This window comes from Planktotalea sp., from assembly GCF_039984035.1.
Lineage (GTDB): Bacteria > Pseudomonadota > Alphaproteobacteria > Rhodobacterales > Rhodobacteraceae > Planktotalea.
Window position 1 is genome coordinate 1 of sequence record NZ_JBDWVM010000141.1, and the last position, 3,197, is coordinate 3,197.

Here is a 3,197-nt window from a genome sequence, read left to right on the forward strand (position 1 = left end):
TGCCATCTTTCCCGATCAGAACCAACATAAACCCACGCGGGCGTAGCTTTGCGCGCAAATCGCTTGGGGTTTCGGTTGATGTATCGACCATTATCACCACATCGCGTTCCTTTAGGGCTTCTGCCCCGGCTTCAAGCAACGCCAATTGTTGGGTTAATCTAGGATCTGCATCGCTATCGGCGAAGACGACAATAGGTCGGGCCGTCCAAAGAAAATCATTCAAACTGTCGCTATCTTGCTTGGAAATAGCCTCCCAAGCGGTCCCTTCCGGCGCCGCTGAACCGGTCTGCGCAAAGGCAGATGTCGATGCGAATAAGGCCGTAATTACAGATACTAAGAGTGGTTTCATGGGGTCTCCTCTTAGCGTCAATATAGGGGCGAAAATCGCAATTGCGATGGCTTTGTCACCCAAAGTTGGGGAAAAACAGCAGTTTAAGAGAAAAATCACGTCTTTGTTCCATCACCACCTGACATGTTGTGCACAAATGGGCCGTGCACGCGCAGGTCTTGAAAAGGGGACGTGGTTTGGATGTCATTTTGCATATCGGCGCGCATCGCAGCGCAAGCACGAGCCTTCAAACCTATTGGCGCCGCAACACTGTAATGCTGGCGTCGCAAGACACTGGGTTTTGGGGGCCGAAACGTTTACGCAAGCGGCTGTTCAACGGCATTACCGCGCGGCCACTAGAGGGGCGCAATGCAGTCGCCTTCGCGCGCGCGCAAGGGCGCATCGCTTTGGAGCTTCAGCGATCAAGCGCGCTGGATGTCACGCAAATCATCGTGTCCGAAGAGAACATTCTAGGCCTTATGCGGCACAACTTTTCCGCTCAAGCCTTGTACCCCAGCGCCGCCACACGCGTCGCCCGCTACATCAGCGCATTTCGTGGGTCGGTCAAAATGATCTATCTCACAACGCGGTGTCTCAGCAGTTATTGGAGCTCGGCGCTATGCTACTCCATTCCGCGCGGTGTGATGGTGCCGGATCAAGCGCGGATCGATGCCTTGGCGGAGCAGCCACGCAACTGGCGCGATGTGATCAGCGACATAGCCGAGGCCGCGCCGGATGTTCCCGTCGTCGTCAGTACGTTCGAGCAGTTCAGCGCACGCCCCTTTATGCTCACGCGGTATTTGCTGGGCACGCAAGCGGCGCAGGCGGACAAACCAGTGTGGCGCAACCAACGACCAACAACGCAGCAGTTATTGCGCTTGCCGCTGGGCCTAGACGAACGCACCCGAATGAAGACGCACATTCACGACGACCGCTGGGAACCGTTTTCCAGTGCCCAACGCGCGGCCCTTCAAGAACGCTATGCGGACGATCTGTTTTGGCTGCAATCGGGCAGCGACGGTCGTGCAATCTATTTGGAAGACCCGAAACCCCAAGAGACGGGATATCCCGCACAAATGGGTTTCGTGAACAAAGGACAGAGTTATGACACAAGACAACCATTGGCGCGCCCTGGCTGAGAAAGAGCTGCGCGGACGCCCCCTAGAGGATCTCACGTGGAACACCTTGGAAGGTATCGATGTCAAACCGCTCTATACAGAAGCGGATACAGCGGATCTTCCTCATATGGGCGGTATTCCCGGCAAGGGTCCGTTCACGCGCGGCGTTAAAGCGACGATGTATGCGGGGCGCCCTTGGACCATTCGCCAATATGCGGGTTTTTCAACAGCAGAAGAAAGCAACGCGTTTTATCGCAAAGCACTAGCGGCCGGTCAGCAGGGTGTGTCTGTTGCTTTCGATCTGGCCACGCACCGCGGCTATGACAGTGATCATCCGCGCGTTGAGGGCGATGTTGGTAAAGCTGGGGTTGCGATTGATTCCGTTGAGGATATGAAAATCCTCTTCGATCAAATCCCGCTGGATAAAGTGTCTGTTTCCATGACGATGAACGGCGCAGTGATCCCGATCCTTGCCAATTTCATCGTGACCGGGGAAGAGCAGGGCCATGATCGCTCTTTGCTCGCAGGGACGATCCAAAACGATATTCTGAAGGAATTCATGGTGCGCAACACCTATGTCTATCCGCCAGAACCCTCCATGCGCATCATCGCGGATATCATTGAATATACCTCGAATGAGATGCCGAAATTTAACTCAATTTCGATTTCTGGCTATCACATGCAAGAGGCGGGTGCGAACCTTGTACAGGAACTCGCATACACTCTGGCAGATGGTCGTGAATACGTGAAAACCGCCATGGCGCGCGGAATGGACGTGGACAAATTTGCGCCGCGCCTATCCTTCTTCTTTGCGATTGGCATGAACTTTTTCATGGAAGCGGCAAAGCTGCGTGCGGCGCGTCTTCTGTGGCACAAGATCATGACAGACCTTGGCGCGCAGAGCGAAAAGTCCAAAATGCTGCGCACCCACTGCCAAACCTCTGGTGTGAGTTTGCAAGAGCAGGATCCCTACAACAACGTCGTGCGTACGGCTTATGAAGCTATGGCCGCGGCGCTTGGCGGCACGCAATCCTTGCACACCAACGCATTAGATGAAGCGATTGCATTGCCGACTGAATTCTCCTCTCGTATCGCGCGCAACACGCAGTTGATCTTGCAAGAGGAAACAGGCGTGACCAATGTCGTCGATCCGCTGGCAGGGTCCTATTATGTGGAAAGCCTCACGAGCCAATTGACGGATGAAGCTTGGAAGCTCATCGAAGAGGTCGAGGAGATGGGCGGCATGACCAAGGCCGTTGCCACAGGCATGCCGAAGTTGCGCATCGAAGAAGCGGCAGCTAAGCGCCAAGCGAATATCGACAAGGGCGATGAAGTCATTGTTGGCGTTAATAAATATCGTCTCGACAAAGAAGATGCGATCGACATTCTGGACATCGACAATGACGCTGTGCGCACGTCACAAATCGCACGTTTGGAGAGTATTCGGGCCACACGTGACTCTGCCGCTTGTGAGGCTGCACTGGCAGAGCTTTCGCGCCGCGCAGAAGAAGGCGGCAATCTTCTAGAAGCGGCTGTAGAAGCCTCGCGCGCACGCGCAAGTGTTGGAGAAATCAGCATGGCGATGGAAAAAGTATTCGGGCGTCACCGCGCCGAAGTGAAAACCTTGGCTGGCGTTTATGGCGCGGCCTATGAGGGCGATGAAGGCTTTGCCGCGATCCAGAAATCGGTTGAAGATTTCGCCGCGGATGAAGGACGCCGCCCGCGCATGCTGGTCGTGAAAATGGGCCAAG

The 3,197-nt window shown here is 55.0% G+C and carries 3 protein-coding genes; 2 read left to right on the forward strand and 1 reads right to left on the reverse strand.

Going from position 1 to position 3,197, the window contains the following annotated elements:
- A partial coding sequence (locus tag ABJQ89_RS06425; protein WP_348495440.1) for a DUF4174 domain-containing protein occupies nt 1-349 on the reverse strand: 349 nt, incomplete at its 3' end.
- 176 nt (nt 350-525) lie between these two features.
- On the opposite strand from ABJQ89_RS06425, the gene ABJQ89_RS06430 reads away from it, so the two are divergent.
- Nucleotides 526-1,467 (forward strand): hypothetical protein, encoded by a 942-nt coding sequence (locus ABJQ89_RS06430; RefSeq protein ID WP_348495441.1) that lies wholly within the window; start codon nt 526-528, stop codon nt 1,465-1,467.
- Nucleotides 1,433-3,197 (forward strand): methylmalonyl-CoA mutase (gene scpA / locus ABJQ89_RS06435; protein WP_348495442.1); only part of this gene is annotated, 1,765 nt, incomplete at its 3' end. The genes ABJQ89_RS06430 and scpA, both read left to right, overlap by 35 nt.